General features: G+C 65.0%; 18 protein-coding genes. 10 read left to right on the top strand and 8 right to left on the bottom strand.

The annotated features are described in order from the left end of the window. Position 1 precedes the first annotated feature (1 nt). From PO883_RS14015 to cydX, 6 genes are all read left to right on the top strand, one after another. Positions 2–790 (top strand): nucleotidyltransferase domain-containing protein, encoded by a 789-nt coding sequence (locus tag PO883_RS14015; RefSeq protein ID WP_289310318.1) that lies wholly within the window; start codon positions 2–4, stop codon positions 788–790. Between the two features lie 201 nt (positions 791–991). Continuing rightward, entirely contained in the window at positions 992–1,609 is a 618-nt protein-coding gene (locus PO883_RS14010) for a GbsR/MarR family transcriptional regulator (protein ID WP_289310317.1), read from the top strand. A 1-nt stretch (position 1,610) separates the two neighbouring features. Beyond that, entirely contained in the window at positions 1,611–1,817 is a 207-nt protein-coding gene (gene cydP / locus PO883_RS14005; protein WP_167088492.1) for a cytochrome oxidase putative small subunit CydP, read from the top strand. Next, positions 1,814–3,376, top strand: coding sequence for a cytochrome ubiquinol oxidase subunit I (locus tag PO883_RS14000; RefSeq protein WP_289310316.1), 1,563 nt, complete (start codon positions 1,814–1,816; stop codon positions 3,374–3,376). The genes cydP and PO883_RS14000 overlap by 4 nt, the downstream gene beginning before the upstream one ends. Continuing rightward, positions 3,373–4,515, top strand: coding sequence for a cytochrome d ubiquinol oxidase subunit II (gene cydB / locus PO883_RS13995; RefSeq protein WP_289310315.1), 1,143 nt, complete (start codon positions 3,373–3,375; stop codon positions 4,513–4,515). The genes PO883_RS14000 and cydB overlap by 4 nt, the downstream gene beginning before the upstream one ends. A 9-nt stretch (positions 4,516–4,524) precedes the next feature. Beyond that, positions 4,525–4,683 carry a cytochrome bd-I oxidase subunit CydX gene (cydX, locus tag PO883_RS13990; RefSeq protein ID WP_289310314.1) on the top strand — a complete coding sequence of 53 codons (159 nt, stop codon included), beginning with the start codon at positions 4,525–4,527 and terminating at the stop codon, positions 4,681–4,683. A 56-nt stretch (positions 4,684–4,739) separates the two neighbouring features. Here cydX and PO883_RS13985 read toward each other — a convergent pair whose 3' ends face one another. After that, complete coding sequence (locus PO883_RS13985; protein ID WP_289310313.1) at positions 4,740–4,940, bottom strand: hypothetical protein; 201 nt, start codon at positions 4,938–4,940, stop codon at positions 4,740–4,742. A gap of 113 nt (positions 4,941–5,053) precedes the next feature. Between PO883_RS13985 and PO883_RS13980 the strand changes: the two genes are divergently transcribed. Next, complete coding sequence (locus PO883_RS13980) at positions 5,054–5,560, top strand: YgjP-like metallopeptidase domain-containing protein (RefSeq protein ID WP_289310312.1); 507 nt, start codon at positions 5,054–5,056, stop codon at positions 5,558–5,560. Here PO883_RS13980 and PO883_RS13975 read toward each other — a convergent pair. Beyond that, positions 5,540–6,961, bottom strand: coding sequence for a family 43 glycosylhydrolase (locus tag PO883_RS13975; RefSeq protein ID WP_289310311.1), 1,422 nt, complete (start codon positions 6,959–6,961; stop codon positions 5,540–5,542). The genes PO883_RS13980 and PO883_RS13975 overlap by 21 nt on opposite strands. 353 nt (positions 6,962–7,314) lie before the next feature. Between PO883_RS13975 and PO883_RS13970 the strand changes: the two genes are divergently transcribed. Genes PO883_RS13970 through PO883_RS13960 form a run of 3 tightly spaced genes read left to right on the top strand, consistent with a single transcriptional unit; the run spans position 7,315 to position 11,730 of the window. After that, entirely contained in the window at positions 7,315–8,577 is a 1,263-nt protein-coding gene (locus PO883_RS13970; protein WP_289310310.1) for a hypothetical protein, read from the top strand. Positions 8,578–8,587: 10 nt separating this feature from the next. Further along, on the top strand, positions 8,588–9,031 hold the full coding sequence (locus tag PO883_RS13965; protein WP_289310309.1) for a phosphate ABC transporter substrate-binding protein: 444 nt from the start codon (positions 8,588–8,590) through the stop codon (positions 9,029–9,031). A gap of 2 nt (positions 9,032–9,033) precedes the next feature. Then, positions 9,034–11,730: an EAL domain-containing protein gene (locus PO883_RS13960; RefSeq protein WP_289310308.1), complete on the top strand. Its 2,697-nt coding sequence runs from the start codon at positions 9,034–9,036 to the stop codon at positions 11,728–11,730. A 6-nt stretch (positions 11,731–11,736) separates the two neighbouring features. Here the strand turns inward: PO883_RS13960 and PO883_RS13955 are convergent, their stop codons facing one another. The 6 genes from PO883_RS13955 to PO883_RS13930 all read right to left on the bottom strand — a co-directional run bounded on the left by PO883_RS13955 (position 11,737) and on the right by PO883_RS13930 (position 16,498). Continuing rightward, on the bottom strand, positions 11,737–12,588 hold the full coding sequence (locus tag PO883_RS13955; RefSeq protein ID WP_289310307.1) for a DMT family transporter: 852 nt from the start codon (positions 12,586–12,588) through the stop codon (positions 11,737–11,739). Positions 12,589–12,606: 18 nt separating this feature from the next. Continuing rightward, on the bottom strand, positions 12,607–13,146 hold the full coding sequence (locus PO883_RS13950; RefSeq protein ID WP_289310306.1) for a TIGR00730 family Rossman fold protein: 540 nt from the start codon (positions 13,144–13,146) through the stop codon (positions 12,607–12,609). Between the two features lie 13 nt (positions 13,147–13,159). Then, positions 13,160–13,825 (bottom strand): TetR/AcrR family transcriptional regulator, encoded by a 666-nt coding sequence (locus PO883_RS13945; RefSeq protein ID WP_054263370.1) that lies wholly within the window; start codon positions 13,823–13,825, stop codon positions 13,160–13,162. An 88-nt stretch (positions 13,826–13,913) separates the two neighbouring features. Then, entirely contained in the window at positions 13,914–14,474 is a 561-nt protein-coding gene (locus PO883_RS13940; RefSeq protein ID WP_289310305.1) for a phasin family protein, read from the bottom strand. Between the two features lie 90 nt (positions 14,475–14,564). Next, positions 14,565–16,094 carry a hypothetical protein gene (locus PO883_RS13935; protein WP_289310304.1) on the bottom strand — a complete coding sequence of 510 codons (1,530 nt, stop codon included), beginning with the start codon at positions 16,092–16,094 and terminating at the stop codon, positions 14,565–14,567. A gap of 53 nt (positions 16,095–16,147) precedes the next feature. Then, entirely contained in the window at positions 16,148–16,498 is a 351-nt protein-coding gene (locus tag PO883_RS13930) for a hypothetical protein (protein ID WP_289310303.1), read from the bottom strand. Between the last annotated feature and the right edge of the window lie 47 nt (positions 16,499–16,545).

The raw sequence follows: 16,545 nt of genomic DNA, 5'->3' as shown, positions 1-16,545 counted from the left end.
CATGATCCCAGTCGAGGTGAGGGCCGAGATAATGCGCCGTCTGGCGCGTACCGAGCAGGAAGAAGGCGTGCGCATCCTGCTCGCGATTGAATCGGGCAGCCGCGCCTGGGGCTTTGCCTCGCCCAACAGCGATTACGACGTGCGCTTTATCTATGCGCGCGAGGCCGACTGGTATCTGGCCGTGGATCTGGAAGAGCGGCGCGATGTGATCGAATATCCGATCGTCGACGATATCGACCTCAATGGCTGGGATCTGCGCAAGGCGCTGCGCCTGCTATGGAAAACCAATCCGGCGATGGTGGAGTGGATCCAGTCGCCGATATCGTATATCGAGACCGGCGGCTTCGGCGCCGGCGCGCGCGAACTGCTGCCGGCCCTGTATTCGACCGAGCGCGGGATTTATCACTATCGCAGCATGGCCAAGACGAATTACGCCAATCATTTGAGCGGCGCGCAGGTACCGCTCAAAAAATACTTTTATGTGTTGCGCGCGCTGCTGTCGGTGCACTGGATCGAGCGCTACGGCTCCGCCGCACCCATCGAATTCCACAAACTGCTGCACTTGCTCGATCACCGTCCGGATTTGCTGGCCGAGATCGACGCGCTGCTGGACAAGAAGCGCGCCGCCCCCGAACTGGGGCTGTCCGAGCCGATTATCAGCCTGAATCACTTCATCGAGCAGGAACTGGCGCGCCTGGAGTCGGTGCAGCCGCTGCCGGCCGCACGGGTCCAGCCGCTGCCCGCCTTGAACGCCCTGTTCCACAGCGTCCTGCGCGAACAGCAGGAATAACGCCGTCCCGCGCGCCCGCGCGCACGCCCCCAACCGGATGTCAAGCCTGACATCCGGGCACGATCACCCCCTTCCAATCCTCCCGATGCGCGCTTGACCGCGCCGCCGGCGGCATTTCAGCTGCCTGTCTGCACGTAATTCGTAAACCTTCTATAATTTCAGTAATTCCTGAAAATTCAATACTTCCAAAGACCTATAGACATGACAAATCTCAGCCCCCTTGCCCAGAAATTCATCCTCCACTTCGGCGAAATGGGCAGCCGCTGGGGCATCAACCGCACCGTGGGCCAGATTTACGCCCTGCTGTACGTGCTGGCCAAACCGCTCAATGCCGACGAAATCGCCGAACATCTGCAGTTTTCGCGCTCGAACGTGTCGATGGGATTGAAGGAGCTGCAATCCTGGCGCCTGGTCAAGCTGCTGCACCAGCCGGGCGACCGCCGCGAATACTTCGAGCCGCCCAAGGATATCTGGGACATCTTCAAGGCCCTGCTCGAGGAACGCCGCCGCCGCGAAGTCGAGCCGACCCTGTCGATGCTGCGCGACGCCCTGCTCGAAACGCCCGCCACCGATGCCGACCGCATCGCCCAGGAGCGCATGCGCGAGATGTACAACCTGATCGAGCTGTCGAGCTCCTGGTTCGACGACGTGCAGCGCCTATCGCCCGAAACCCTCACCTCGCTGATGAAAATGGGCTCCACGGTGAAAACCCTGCTCAACGTCGGCGACACCGTGCGCGGCACCTTCCGCAAGAAGCGCGCCCCCGAGCCGGCCGCCACCGACGCAACGCCCGCCGACAGCGGCGCCAAAGGCGAATAAGATGCGCGCCCTTCTCCACCGTCTCCCGTTCGCACTGGCGATCACGCTGGTGCTGGTTTTGAAGGTCGTGCTCCTGTTCATGCTCCACAAAGCCTTCTTCTCCACGCCCCAAGTAAAAAAAATGCGCATGCCGACCGCGCAGGTGGAACAGCACCTGCTCGATACGCCGCGACCGAAACCCTCTCTTCCTGCCAAGGCCACGCCATGATTCCCATTGATGATGTTGTCAGCCTGTCGCGGCTGCAATTCGCCGCGACCGCCATGTATCATTTCCTGTTCGTCCCGCTCACGCTCGGCCTGTCGTGGATCCTGGTGATCATGGAGTCGGTCTACGTGATGACCGGCCGCGAAATCTACCGCGACATGACCAAGTTCTGGGGCAAGCTGTTCGGCATTAACTTCGCCATGGGCGTCACCACCGGCATCACCCTCGAATTCCAGTTCGGGACCAACTGGGCGTACTACTCGCACTACGTGGGCGACATTTTCGGCACCCCGCTGGCGATCGAAGGCATGATGGCCTTCTTCCTCGAATCGACCTTCGTGGGCCTGTTCTTCTTCGGCTGGTCGCGCTTGTCGAAGGTGCAGCACCTCGGCGTGACCTTCCTGGTGGCGCTCGGATCGAGCCTGTCGGCCCTGTGGATCCTGATCGCCAACGGCTGGATGAACAACCCGGTCGGCGCCGAATTCAACTTCGAGACCATGCGCATGGAACTGGTCAGCATCGCGGATGTGATCTTCAATCCGGTCGCCCAGGTCAAGTTCGTGCACACCGTCGCCGCCGGCTACGTGACCGCCTCGATGTTCGTGCTGGGCGTGTCCGCCTTCTACCTGCTCAAGGCACGCGACGTGCCGTTCGCACTGCGCTCGTTCGCGATTGCGGCCGGCTTCGGCCTGGCCTCGACCCTGTCGGTGATCGTGCTGGGCGACGAATCGGGCTACACCGCCGGTGAAGTCAACAAGGTCAAGCTGGCCGCCATCGAAGCGGAATGGGAAACCGAGCCCGCTCCCGCCGGCATCACCCTGATCGGCCTGCCCAACGACAAAGAGGAACGTACCGACTACGCCGTCAAGATTCCCTACGTCCTGGGCCTGATCGCCACCCGCTCGCTCGATACCAAGGTCACCGGCATCAAGGACCTGAAAAAGCTGCACGAGACGCGCATCCGCAACGGCATGCTCTCGTACGCCGCCCTCACGCGCCTGAAAAGCGGCGACAAGTCGCCCGAAGCGCGCGCCGCGTTCCTGCGCCTGAAGGACGACCTGGGCTACGGCCTGCTGCTGAAAAAATACACGCCGCGCGTGATCGACGCCACCGAGGCGCAGATCAGGATGGCCGTCAACGATACCGTGCCCAAGGTCGCGCCGCTGTTCTGGTCGTTCCGCATCATGGTCGGCCTGGGGTTCCTGTTCCTGTTCATCTTCAGCGCCTCGTTCTACTTCCTGATCCGCAAGCGCCTGGCGCAGCAGCGCTGGCTGCTGAAACTGGCCGTGGTCTCGATCCCGCTGCCATGGGTGGCGGCGGAACTGGGCTGGGTGGTGGCCGAATACGGGCGCCAGCCATGGACCATCGCCGGCATCCTGCCGACCCACCTGTCGGCGTCGACCCTGCAGGTATCGAACCTGTATTTCAGCCTGGCTGGCTTCATCGGTTTCTACACACTGCTGCTGGTGATCGAAATGGGGCTGATGATCAAGTTTACGCGCCTGGGCCCGAGCGCCCTGCACACGGGTAAATATCACTGGGAAAAGCTGGAGGCCGCATGATCTTCGACTACGACACGCTCAAAGTCATCTGGTGGGGCTTCGTCGGCATTCTGCTGATCGGCTTCGCGCTGACCAACGGTTTCGACTTCGGGGTCGGCATGTGGCTGCCCGTCCTGGGCAAGGACGACATGCAGCGGCGCGTCATCATCAACGTGATCGGCCCGACCTGGGAAGGCAACCAGACCTGGTTCATCGCCGCCGGCGGCGTCATGTTCGCGGCCTGGCCGCTGGTGTACGCGGCCGCCTTCTCCGGCTTTTATGTGGCGCTGATGCTGCTGCTCTTTGCGCTGTTCTTGCGGCCGGTCGGCTTCGACTACCGCAGCAAACTGGCCGACCCGCGCTGGCGCAATGCCTGGGACTGGGGCTTGTTCACCGGTGGCTTCGTGCCGCCGCTAATCTTCGGCATCGCCTTCGGCAACCTGCTGCAGGGCGTGCCCTTCCACTACGACGACACCATGCGCATGGAGTACACCGGCAGCTTCTTCGGCCTGTTCAATCCTTTCGGCCTGCTGGCCGGCGTGCTGGGCGTGTCGATGCTGGCCATGCACGGCGCCACCTACCTGGCCCAAAAAACCGATGACGTCATCGCCGCGCGCGCGCGCAAGGCGGCCATGGCGGCCGGCGGGCTCACCATCGCCGCGTTCGCGCTGGCCGGCGTGTGGGTCGCCATCGGCATGGACGGCTATCGCATCGTCTCGATGCCGCCGGTCGACAGCGCCTTCATGCCGACCGCCAAAGTGGTCGAACGCGGCGTTGGCGCGTGGATGGATAACTACGCGCGCTGGCCGCTCACGATCGCCTTCCCGGTACTCGGCCTGCTCGGCGCGGCGCTGGCGGTGGCCTTGTGCGCGGCGCGCCGCAGCCTGGCGGCGTTCCTGGCCAGCGGCGTGTCGGTGGCATCGATCCTGCTGACGGCCGGCGCGGCCATGTTCCCCTTCATCATGCCATCATCGCTCTCGCCCGGCAGCGGCCTGACCGCGTGGGATGCGGTGGCCAGTCACAAGAGCCTGGGCGTGATGTTCTGGGTGCTGGTGATCATGCTGCCGATCGTGGTGCTGTACACCAGTTGGGTGTACTCGATCATGCGCGGCAAGGTCACCGCCGCGCACATCCGCGAAAACGAACACGAATCTTATTAGGAGCAGACCATGTGGTATTTTGCCTGGATATTAGGGATCGGCCTTGCCCTGTCGGCCGCCATCATCAACGTCATGTGGCTGGAAGCGAACTACGCGTTCGGCCTGCGCGACGAAGACGCCACCCGCGCCAGTTTTGAAAAGGCCAGCAACGATAATCTGCTGCTGTGAGGCGCCCGGTGGTCCCGGCAGCGGGGCTGCCGGGCGAGCAATACGGGTCCGGGATGTCAGGCGGCTTTGGCCTCGGGCACGAACTCGGCCTTTACCGTGCCACCTGTCTTGAGACGGCGAATGTTGTACCGGGCATCAGCTCCTTGCTCCGTGGAGAGCGCAGCCGGTCGCCGACTCACGACGAAACGGCGAAGCTGCTCGCGCCCAACCGGGTCGGCAAGCAGTTCAGTGGCGAACGGATTTTTCAGGACTTTCATCGTTATATGATGCCATGAGGCGGGCCAAACGCACGCACCGGTGACGCCGCCGAGATGGCCCGGCAAAGTATATCCGGAGGCAACGCGGCGGCCCGGTATGGTAAAGTGCTCTTATGCAACCCCTCAAATATCTAGGCGCCTATTCCGACCAGACGCTCGCGCAAGTGACCGCGCTAATCGAGCAAAACAAGCTCGGCGAAGTGCTGCAGAAGCGCTATCCCGCCGCCCACGGCGTACGGACCGACAAAGCCCTGTACGACTATGTGCAGGACCTCAAGACCGAATTCCTGCGCAATGCCGACCCGATCAACAAGGTGGCCTTCGACAGCAAGATCCACGTGATCCAGCACGCGCTCGGCCTGCACACCACTATTTCGCGGGTCCAGGGCAACAAGCTCAAGTCGAAGCACGAGATCCGCGTGGCCACCGTGTTCAAGGATGCGCCGCTCGAATTCCTGCGCATGATCGCCGTGCACGAACTGGCGCACGTCAAGGAAAAGCAGCACGACAAGGCGTTCTACAAGCTGTGCTGCTATATGGAACCGAACTACCACCAGTACGAATTCGACCTGAGGCTGTACCTGACGCAGCTCGACGTGTCAGGCCAGCGCCTCTGGTAAGCGGCTAACGCCGCTGCGCGCCCACTGCTCGCTGGCGGCGTTGTTGAGCGGATTCTGGATGATGGCCGCATTGTCCTGTGTGCTGCCACCCTTGACATCGAGCGCCATGCCGCTCAACTGGTTGCTCACCGTGTTCCAGCCTGCCCCCAAGCTGGCGAAACGCCAGCTTGGGGGCAGGCTGGCGAAACGCCAGCGCTGCCCGCCGCCGGCCCAGTAATCCCACTGCGCGATGGGGGTGCCGGCCGTGCTGGAGTTACCGTAGTTATCCAGGCTGCGCAGGCTGCCCGCGTTGATGATGCTGTAATACCCATCGCCCTGCCCGACCACATACCACGACTGGTGCTTCGCCCCGCTGTCGGCAGCCTGCTGCACCATGGCGCCATTGGCCGTTGCCGCGCCGGCCACCGTCAGCACCTTGCCGCTGGCGCGCGACTTGATCGCATAGGCGCCGTCGCTGATGCCGCCGCAGCCGGCAAAGCTGGTGAAATTGCGCGTCATGCCCGGCCAGCCGCCGCTGTACGTCATCTTGAGGATATCCAGCTTGGCCTTGCCCCCGTCGGCCAGGTCGTAATAATGGGTGGAGACGACATTGCAGCCATCCTGCTTGAGCACCGCCACGTGGCCCGGTCCCCGGTACTTGCCGTCGCTGACCGGCAGGATGGTGCGCACGCCCGAATACGGCCCCGTGATGCTGGTCGCGCGCTGCACTTCCACGTAATAGGTGCTGTCGGCCCACTTGCAGCAGGCGCCGCGGTTGACGAACAAATAGTAGTACCCGCCATTGCGCGTGATGTAGGGCGCCTCGATGTCCTGATGTGCGCCGCCCAGTATCTTGGTCACGCTGCCGGCCAGCTTGCCGGTGGCCTGGTTGATCTGCGCCACCCCGATCCCGCCGAAGAACGAGCCGTACGACAAATACACCTTGCCGTCATGGTCGCGCATCAGGGCCGGGTCGATCGCGTTGATCTCCGTGAACCCGCCGAACGATTCGACCACGATGCCAAGGTCGGTCCAGGACGGATTTTTGAGCGACGCCGAACGCGCCACGCCGATCGCCGAGGTGGTCGTGCCCCATTGCGACACCGAGTAGTACAGGTAGTAGTAGCCGTTCATATGAATCACGTCGGGCGCCCACATCGAGCCCTTGAAGCCCGGGATCTTGTTGGCGATCCAGGCCGGATAGGTGGCAAACACCGGTTTGGTCTGCGCCGACCAGCTCACCAGGTCCTTCGAGGTCGAGTGCCAGATGCCCTCGTCGCTCGTGGTGAAGTTGAAGTACGTGTCGCCGTCCTTGGTGATGGTGCCGGGGTCGTGGGCATTCTTGACGCCAGCCAGTTCGATGGCTGGCGCCGGGGCGGCGGCCAGGGCGAGGCAAAGCGCCGCCAGTAGTGGTGTTAACATGGGTCTCCGATCTTGTTATGTGCTTGTCCTGCCAATGCAGGGTAGGCCGCCCCGCCCGCGCCGGACAATGACTTTTTTACATCGCGCGATCACCGTTTCGGTATCGCCCGCCTTGCGCGCGAAAGTCGATTCTCACCGAATGTTGCATTTCCGCAGCACAAGTTATCAGGACGATTACGTCCGGCAGGATAATCATCGACAAGCGCCACCCTGCTCTATAAAGTCGAGTCTGAACCCGCGCCGGCCCGACTCCCGCCTGCCTGACAAAAAACCACCCCCCGCACCTGGCCCTTCGCTCGCGCGCGCACCACCGTGCTGCGCCTCCGCAAGGCATGTTCCACCGGACTTAATTCATGCACAAGTTTTACCCACGCCCCGCCCATCTCGTCGTCACGCGCGCCTGCGCCCTGGGCGCCGTGCTGCTGGCCGGCGTCGACGCGCGCGCGGCCGATCCCGATGCCCTGAACTGGACATTCGGCGGCTTCGGCACGGCTGCGGTGAGCCATTCCGACAACCGCCAGGCCGACTTCAGTTCCAGCGTGCTCAAGGCCACCGGCGCCGGCTACACCAAGGCCTGGAGCCCGCATGTGGACAGCCGCCTCGGCGCGCAACTGGGCGTCACCGTCAACAAGCAATGGTCGGGCGTGGTGCAGGTGATCACCGAACAGCGGCTCGACCGCAGCTACCGCCCCATCGTCGAATGGGCCAACCTGAAATACCAGGCCACGCCCGACCTGTCGCTGCGCATCGGCCGCATCGCACTGCCAGTATTCCTGGCGGCCGACTACCGCAAGATCGGCTACGCCTATCCATGGGCGCGCACCCCGGTCGAAGTCTACGACGCCATCCCGATCAGTAACAGCGACGGGATCGACGTCAGCTACCGCTGGCGCGCCAGCGGCGTCAAGTTCGTCAGCCAGGCGGTCGTTGGCGGCACCACCCTCGATCTGCTCGGCGACAACAAGGTCAAGTCACGCAAGCTGGCCGGCGTATCGACCACGGCCGAACGCGGCGCCCTGAGCGGCCGTATCAGCGCCTTCAGCAGCGAGGTGTCGATCAACCTGGCCGAATACCTGTTCGACGGCTTGCGCCAGTTCGGCCCGCGCGGCGAAGCGCTGGCGCGTCAATATGAAGTCGAGCGCAAGCGCTTCAACGCCCTGACCCTCGGCGCCACCTACGATCCGGGCAACTGGTTCGCCATGGCCGAAATCGGGCGCTTTACCACCCATTCCTTCTTCGGAAAGTCGATTACCTTGTATTCCAGCGCCGGCTACCGCATCGGCGCGTTCACGCCCTACATCGCCTTTGCCAGCGCCAAGGCCAGGAGCCGGACGCGCGACCCCGGCCTGCCGCTCGACGGCTTGCCGCCGGCGCTGGCCGCGCGGGCCGCCCAGCTCAACGAAGGCTTGAACTACCTGTTGATGAGCGTGCCGGTCCAGAACACCACCAGCGCCGGCGTGCGCTGGGATGTGCGCCGCAATATCGCCCTCAAGCTCCAGTACGACCGGGTGCGGCCGGGCGAGCACTCGCGCGGCACCCTGTTCAACGTGCAGCCGGGCTTCGGCGCGCATCCGCGCGTCAACCTCGCGAGCGCGGTGCTCGATTTCGTGTTCTGAGGGCGCCGGCATGAATAACCATTCCTTTCGCCGCGCGCTGGCCGCCTGCACCCTGGCGTTGCTGGCGCTGCAGCCGCTGCACGCCGCCGGCACCGAGCTGGTGGTGATCGTCTCGGCCAAAAGCGCGGTCGCCAGCATGCGCGCCGACCAGGTGGCCGATATCTTCCTCGGCCAGGTCGGCACCTTTCCCGACGGCGCCGAAGCGGTCGCGCTCGACCAGCGCATCGGCACCGGCCTGCGCGACGAATTCTATGCGCGCGTCGCCGCCAAGACGCCGGCGCTGCTGAAAGCTTACTGGACCAAGATGATCTTCACCGGGCGCGGCCAGCCCCCCCAGGAAGCGCCCGACAGCGCCGCCGTGCGCCGCATGGTGGCCGATAACCCGGCGCTGATCGGCTACATCGACAAGGCGGCGCTCGACCACAGCGTCAAGGCCGTGCTGGTGGTGCGCTGACCATGAGCAGCGCGCGCGCCCACCTCACGCGCCTGGTCGGGCTCGGGCTGGAAACCCACATCTCGCTACCGCTGTTCGCGCTGCTGCTGCTGGCGATGATCTGGATGACCACCGACAACTTCATCGGCATCGAGCGCGCGGCCGCGCGCAACGCCGCGCGCGAATCGAGCCAGGAACTGATCGACACCTACGAAGCGCAGATGCAGCGCAACCTGGGCAGCATCGACCAGACCCTCAAGGTGCTCAAGTACGCGGTCGAACTGAAAGGCACGGCCGGCGCGCTGCCGGCCCTGAACCAGCAAGGCTTGCTGCCTTCGGGACTGGTGTTCGTGGTCAGCATCGCCGACCGCGGCGGCATGGTGGTGGCCAGCAATCCGCCGGCGCGCGTGATCAACGTCTCGGCCCAGAACTACTTTGCCTTTCACCGCGACAGCGACACGAATACGCCTTTTGTAAGCCAGACCCTGCGCGACGACGCCAATCCCGACTGGCACCTGCACTTCACGCGGCGCCTGAACGACAAGGATGGCCGCTTCGCCGGCGTGGTCATCGTCGAAGTCGACCCGGGCTACTTCACCAGCGGCTACGAGCGTTCGCGCCTGGGCGAGTCGGGCGCGCTCGGCCTGTACGGCACGGACGGCGTGTTCCGCGCCCTGCGCATCGGCGATAAGGTGGTGTGGGGCCAGCGCGCGCCGCAACTGGCGCGCGAGGCCGGCGCCGGCCAGGTCGTCGCCAACGCCTGGGACGGCGTGCGCCGCTACACCAGCGTGCGCCGCCTGCACGGCTCTTCGCTCACCGCGCTGGTCGGCCTGTCCGAACACGAATCGATGGCCGCCTTCGAGCAGCAGCGCCGCAATTACCTGTGGGTGGCCGGCAGCGGCAGCGCGCTGCTGGTCATCATCGTCACCCTGGTATGCGGCTGGTCGTGGCAGCTCACGCGCACGCGGCGCCGCATCCGCCGCGCCCAGGAGACTTACGCCGCCGCCTCGGAAGCGAGCCTGGACGCGTTTTTCGTCATGCGCAGCATCAGTGCCGAGGGCGGCGCGATCGCCGACTTCGTCATCGAAGCGACCAACACGCGCGCCGAAAAGCTGGCCGGCATGGACAAACCGAGCCTGCGCGGCCTGCGCCTGTCGGCCATGCTGCCGGCCTTTCGCGACAATGGCATTTTCGAGGACCTGATCAAGGTCACCCTGGCCGGCGGCGTGCACGAAGCCGAATGGCTGGCCGAATTGAGCGGCGAGCGCACCTGCTGGCTGCACCGCCAGGTGGTGGCGGTCGAAGGCGGCGTGGTGGCGATCGTGCGCGACATCACCGAGCGCAAGGTGGCCGAGGAACGCATCCGCCACATGGCGCACCACGACGAATTGACCGGCCTGCCCAACCGCAGCCTGATCCGCGACCGCCTCGACCAGGCCATCCTGCAGGCGCAGCGGCGCGGGCGCTGCGTGGTGGTGGCCTTCATCGACCTCGATGGCTTCAAGCTGGTCAACGACGGCTTAGGTCACAACGCCGGCGACGAACTGCTGAAAGTCGTGGGCGCGCGCATGAGCGCCTGCGTGCGGCGCGAGGATACCCTGGGCCGCTTCGGCGGCGACGAATTCATCATCATCCTGCCCGACCAGGCCGACAATCCGATGGCGGTCGCCCCCCTCCTCGAAAAAATCCGCCAGGCGGTCACCGAACCGGTGCTGCTCGGTGGCCAGGAAGTGCAGGTCAGCTGCAGCATGGGCGTGGTGATGTACCCGCGCGACGGCGCCGATCCGAACGCCCTGATGATGAACGCCGACGCCGCCATGTACCGCGCCAAGGAGATGGGCAACAATAACTTCCAGTTCTACGCGCGCGAGATGAACGCCAGCGTGGAAGAAAAACTGATGCTGCTCGAAGGCTTGCGCGGCGCCCTCGACGAGGGCCAGTTCCACCTGCTGTACCAGCCCAAGGTGGACCTGCGCAGCGGCCTCATTTTCGGCGTCGAAGCGCTGATCCGCTGGGAGCATCCGGAGCACGGCGTGGTGTCGCCGCTGCGCTTCATCGGCCTGGCCGAGGAAAGCGGCCTGATTGTCGCCATCGGCGACTGGGTGCTGCACACAGCCTGCCGCCAGAACAAGGCGTGGCAGGATGCCGGCCTGGAGCCAATCACCATGTCGGTCAACGTCTCGCCGCGCCAGTTCGAGGAAAAGCGCCTGGTCGAGCGGGTCGCGGCCGCCCTGCGCGAGAGCGCCCTGGACCCGGGCGCGCTGGAACTGGAAGTGACCGAAAGCCTGATCATGCGCGACCTGGCGCAGTCGGTCGGCAAGATGCGCGAGCTCAAGGCGATGGGGCTTTCGCTCTCGATCGACGACTTCGGCACCGGCTATTCGAGCCTGTCGGCGCTCAAGTCCTTCCCCATCAGCACCCTGAAGATCGACAAATCCTTCGTGCGCGAACTGGCCGACAATACCGACGACCAGGCCATCGCGATGGCCGTGATCTCGCTCGGCCACAAGCTGAACCTGCGGGTGATCGCGGAAGGCGTCGAGACCGAGCAGCAGTGCACATTCTTGCGCGATAACGACTGCGACGAGATGCAGGGCTACCTGTTCAGCCGCCCGGTGCCGGCGGCGCAGATCGCGGCGCTGCTGGAAGAACAGGCGCGCATGCAGTCAGGTTGCGACCATCCAGGCGCTGGGGCCTACCCACAATCCGGCGCGGCGTAAGCAGTCTTACGCAAAGCGCATCGCCACCGCGCCGCCCGCAATCAAGCCGACCGCGCACAGGCGACGCACGCCAAGCCGCTCGCGCAGGAACACGCGCGCGATCAGCGCCGCAAACAGGATCGATGTCTCGCGCAACGCGGCGACGACGGCCACGGGCGCGGCGGTCATCGCCCACAAGGCCAGTCCGTATGACGCCATCGAGACGGCGCCACCGAGCATGCCGGTTTTCCAGTACTGGCGCCCGTATTCCCGCAACGCCTGCCGTCTGCCCATCACCGCAACGAGCAGCACCAGCGCCGACAGCGCCGACAGCGCGAACAGCCACAAGGTGTAGGCCAGCGGCGCCCCGGACCGGCGCACGCCGATGCCGTCGATCAGGGTGTAGCAGGCGATCACGGCGGCGTTAAGCAAGGCAAACAGGGTGGCGCGGCGCGCAGGTGGCACCGCGCCGGCACCGCGCCACAAGCTCATTGCCAGCACGCCGGCGCAAATGAGCGCAATCGCGCCATACTGCCTTGCACTGAGTGTCTCGCCGACCAGCACGGCGGAGCCCAGCGCCACCAGCAAGGGGGCGCTGCCGCGCATCAGCGGATAGGCGTGGCTCATGTCGCCGTGCGCATAGGCGGCGGCCAGCAGCCGGTAGTAAGCCAGGTGGCAGCATGCCGAACCGGCCAGCCACGGCCAGCTGGCCGTGGCTGGCAGCGCCAGAAATGGCAGCGCCAGCGCGGCCAGCAGGCCGGCGCCGCTGGCGACCAGCACGGTGGAGAGAAGTTTATCGGGGCCCGCCTTGACCAGCGCATTCCAGCTCGCATGCAGCAGTGCGGCGAACAGCACCAGCAGCACGGTGGCGCCGGACACGGGGCGGCCGGCGCGTCGTTAGCTGGCCAGCAGGCGCGCCAGCAGCGCCTCCGGCTCGGCTTCGACCATCATCAAGCCCGCATGCTCCTCGCGCACGAAGGCTTCGCGATGCTGGTGTGCCACGAACGCGGCCAGCAGGTCGTAGAAACCGCCGGCATTGAGCACGCCGACCGGCTTGCGGTGGATGCCGAGCTGCGACCAGGTCAGCATCTCGAACAATTCTTCGAGCGTCCCCATCCCGCCCGGCATGGCGACAAAGCCGTCCGACAGTTCGGCCATCATCGCTTTGCGTTCATGCATGTCGCGCACGATGAACAGCTTGGTCAGGCCGTCATGCGCCAGTTCGCGTTCGAGCAGCGCCTGCGGAATCACGCCGACCGCTTCACCGCCCAGGCGCAGCACTTCGTCGGCGATCACGCCCATCAGGCCCACCTTGCCGCCGCCATACACAAGGCCGATGCCCTGCCCCACCAGCGCACGCCCCATGGCGCGCGCGGCCTCCGCGTACAGCGGCAGGGCGCCATACGAGGCGCCGCAATAAACTGCGATTGACTTCATTGATTCCTGCTTCTTATTTGAGTTTTTTGAGGTATTCCTCGGACAGCTTCTGGAACAGCAGATGCGTGTCGCCGCGCAGGTAGGGCCCGATTTGCGAGAGTACCTGGTAGCAGCCGCGTGCCAGCGCGTCCGACATGGCCTGCTGCTCCGAATACTTGCGCGGATTGAGCACGTATTCGTACGACAGCCAGTAGGTGGCGACCACCACCATGTTGGTGGCCATGGCATTGATGTCGGCGTCCGACGCTTCGAGCGACTTCTCGCTGCGCAAGTCTTCGCACAATTCCTTGGCCACCTTGATCTTGTGCGCCAGGATCAGCTTGAAATGCAGTTCGAGCTTGCGGTTACGCGAGAGCAGGTCGTTCAGGTCGCGGTAGAAGAAGCGGTAGCGCCAGATCAGTTCGAACATCAGGTGCAGGTAAATCCACACGTCCTCGATGTTCGAGCGGCGCCCGTCCGGCACCGTCAGGATGCGCTCGATCTCCGCTTCGAACTGCACGAAGATCGAGTTGACGATGTCGTCCTTGTTGCGGAAATGGTAGTACAGATTGCCCGGGGAGATATTCATCTCCTCGGCGATCACGGTGGTCGTGATATTCGGCTCGCCGAACTCGTTAAACAGCCGCAACGACAATTCCAGGATGCGTTCTCGGGTGCGGCGTGGCGCTTTTTGTAGCATGGCGGGGCGGTCGGTGTTTTTTCTCACGCAAGCATAACACCGAACACCCATGTATTCACAGGGTCAATGACGATACCCCGCCGTACGGTCACTCGCCCTTGCCGCCCTTCGGCGCGGACGCTTTGCTGAGCGCGGGCTTGCGCGTGCGCGCCGCTGCCGTCCTGGCGGCTGGCTTGGCCGTCTTCCCAGCCGTCTTCCCTGCCGCCTTCCTGGCCGCCGTCCTGGGCGCCGCCTTGGGGGCTTGCGCGCCCAACTCTTCCAGCTGCTTGCTCAATTGCTCGACCTTCAAGGCCAGCGCATCGATTTCCTGCCGGGTCGGCACGCCCATCGTGGCCAGCGCGCGCGTGACCCGGTCTTCGAACACCTGCTCCATCTTGTCCCACGAACCGGATGCCTGGCGGGCCACGAGGTCGGCCACATCGGCGGCGGCATCGGCCACGTCGCCCGCCTTGTCCCCGGCCATCGAGCGCGTGCGTTTTTGCAGCTCGTTGCCTTCCTCGACCAGTTTGTTGAAGACCCGTGTGCCCTCCTGCTGCGCCTTGGCGAACGCGCCCAGGCCGGCCTGCCAGACCTGATGCGCCGAACTGCGCACGGTGTCGGTGAGCTGGGCGTCTTCGTCGATCGTTTGCGGCTTGAGTTTTTTTTCCATTGGGCAACTCCATTGATGAAGTGGGGATCGGGCAGGCTGCTGCCCATTCTAGTGGGCTATGTTAGAGCATGCTGTCTAAAGCGTGGGGCGTCAATCCATCTCGGCCGCCGGGCTGGCATCGTCGTCGGATAAAGACCGGCAATACATTTCCAGCATTCCCAGGCGCGTATGCGCAAAACCGGGCGGGGTCTGCGCGAGCAGTTTCTGGATTTCCTTCAAACGCGCGGCGCGCAGGCCGGGGTCGTCATTCTTGATTCTATCGAGCACGGCAACGGCCTGGTAGCCCGCCTCGTCGTACGGGCCGGCCGCCACGCGCAGCAGCGCGCTCACCACCGCGGGCGTCATCGGCGCCAGTTGTCCGATGCGCCGCACCGCCAGGGCGCCCCGGGTCGCGGGGTAGCGCCCGATCAGGATACCGGGGCCGCTGCGGATCACCAGGCCGTAGCCGGAAATCGGCTCGGGCACCAATTCGTCCGCATCGTTCCGCAATGGCAGCGCCAGCACGGCCGGCAGCACGCGCGCGCGCTGCCGCTGCAGGGCATCCTCGGCGGCGGGCGCGGATAACAGGGACTCGACGGCGGCCAGCGGTCCGTCGCGCAGGCTGCCGATGTCGGCCTCGATGCGCGGCAAGACCAGCCCGATCTGGCGCTGCAGGATTTGACTGAGCAAGTACATGTGTTCCTCATTGAGGCCGCCCAAAAAACCCTCATAGAGAAATTCCAGCGCATCACGGCTGTGCAGGTCCGCGAGCATGTTCGACACCGTGGCCAGGCACTGCGTCGCGTTGGCGCGGGAAGCGTCCCGATAGGCGGTTTTCAGCACGCCGGAATCGGCCGGCGGGATTGGCCCGAGGCTGGCCAGCAGGCTGGCGGAGCGGCATGCCACCGCAAAGCAGGCCGGCGCCGTGCAGCCGCGCGCGGGATCGGCGCTGCCCGCCGCCAGGGCGCGCGAGCCGCGCTCCGCCAGCGGAGCGGTCCTGGCGACCGCCTTTGACAGCGCGGCGCGCCGCACGCCGTCCGCGCCGTCCGTCGCCGCCAGCAGTGCGCGCAAGCGCTGGTTCGCCTGCGGAATGTCTTGCCCGAGCGCGGTAAAAACATCGGCAGCCGACGGATCGCTCAAGCGCTCGATAAAGTAGGCGATGGTCGCCGGCGATGCCATTCCCCGTCTCATCAGGTCCAATGCCGCAGGCAACAAGGCCGGCTTGTTGGCGGCAGTGAGAAGACGCCTGTCCAGTTCCGCCGGCGACGCCCGTTTCCTGAGCGCGGCCTCGATCGCCGTATGCATCGCGTCATCGCTGCTGGCCGCATACACGGTGAGAAGATGCGCAATCCCGATCTCGTTTCCCTGCACGCTGAGAAAAGCGTCGACCAGGCCGGGGCCGATGGGCGGCAGACGCAAGCCGGCCCGCAACGCCGGCAGCACGGCTGCGGCCCGCCCGCCCTGATCGGCCAGGAAGGGCCCCAGCACCGATACCGTCTGCGCGGTCAGGTTTTCCTCAGCCAGCAACAGCGGCAGTGCTGCAAAGCGCTCGCGCTCATATCCTTCAGTGAACTTCCAGAACAGGGCGAAACCCTTTGCGCTTACCTTCGCCTCGTCTTCCGGATCGCCATATTGGGCCAACAGATAGTGCGCCGCCGACTGCGCGGAAGCGCGCGGCGGCCCGCCGATGCACATCAGTGCGGATAAAAAAACTCCTTGTCCGATTCCTCAGGCCGGCCACCGGCCAGCGCCTCGCGCCGCGCAATCGCCTTGGTGGCGACGCAATACGAAGCGGGCCGGCCATCATGGAGGAGCCGGATCAGCACAGGGACGGCTTGCTCGCCCAAAGCCACCAGCCGCTCTTCAGCACAGTGCATATGCTCCCCACCCTCATGAATCAGCGCCTCCAGGCGCTCCGGGGTCATGGACGCATACGCCCTCCCGCACGCTGGTGGCACGGCCATTCCCGCCCCGCTCGCGGCGAACGGGACAAGGGCAAACATCGCCATGAGCGCGGCACGGCGCATTGCGGGCGTGAATATCATTCCAGCACTTCCTATCGTAAAAAGACCACCGGATCCGCCGGCTTGCC

Origin of the sequence: Massilia sp. DJPM01, assembly GCF_030348125.1 — a bacterium.
GTDB classification, from domain to species: domain Bacteria; phylum Pseudomonadota; class Gammaproteobacteria; order Burkholderiales; family Burkholderiaceae_D; genus Telluria_A; species Telluria_A frigida.
This window is presented reverse-complemented; position numbering and strand designations above follow the sequence as displayed.